General features: G+C 55.2%; 1 protein-coding gene. It reads left to right on the top strand.

Features of this window, described 5'->3' with window-relative positions; genetic code table 11:
• Window positions 1–2: 2 nt before the first annotated feature.
• Window positions 3–560, top strand: a 558-nt coding sequence (locus UC14_RS26580) for a cation diffusion facilitator family transporter (RefSeq protein WP_157962175.1), incomplete at its 3' end; no start/stop codon positions are given.

Here is a 560-nt window from a genome sequence, read left to right as displayed (position 1 = left end):
AAATGACCGGTTCGGTCGGTCTGCTGTCTGATGCCATCGAATCCGTGGTCAACCTCGCGGGAGCCCTGATGGCGCTCTGGATGCTGACCCTGGCTGCACTTCCGGCCGACGATAAGCACGCATATGGACACGGTAAAGCCGAATATTTTTCGAGCGCTTTTGAGGGGTTCTTGATCCTATTAGCGGCAGCCAGTATTGCCTATACCGCCGTTGATCGTATGTTGGCCCCGCAGCCACTCGACGCGGTTGGTGTCGGACTACTGGTTTCTGTGGTTGCATCCGTTCTTAATTTTGTGACGGCACGAATATTGTTAAGGGCTGGCAAGCAGCACAATTCAATCACGCTTGAGGCAGATGCTCACCACCTGCTGACCGATGTCTGGACGTCGGTCGGGGTCATTTTGGGCGTCGGACTGGTCTATCTGACCGGCTGGTTATGGGTCGATCCGGTTATTGCATTGCTGGTCGCGGCCAACATCGTGTGGACCGGTTATCAGCTCATGAGCCGTTCAGCTGCGGGTCTGATGGACGTCTCGCTACCCGTTGAAGAACTCGAAAAA

This window comes from Rahnella sp. NRRL B-41462, assembly GCF_003263525.1.
In the GTDB taxonomy this organism is placed as follows: Bacteria; Pseudomonadota; Gammaproteobacteria; order Enterobacterales; family Enterobacteriaceae; genus Rahnella; species Rahnella aceris.
Note: the sequence above shows the minus strand (reverse complement) of the source record. Positions and strands in the feature narration are given on the sequence as shown.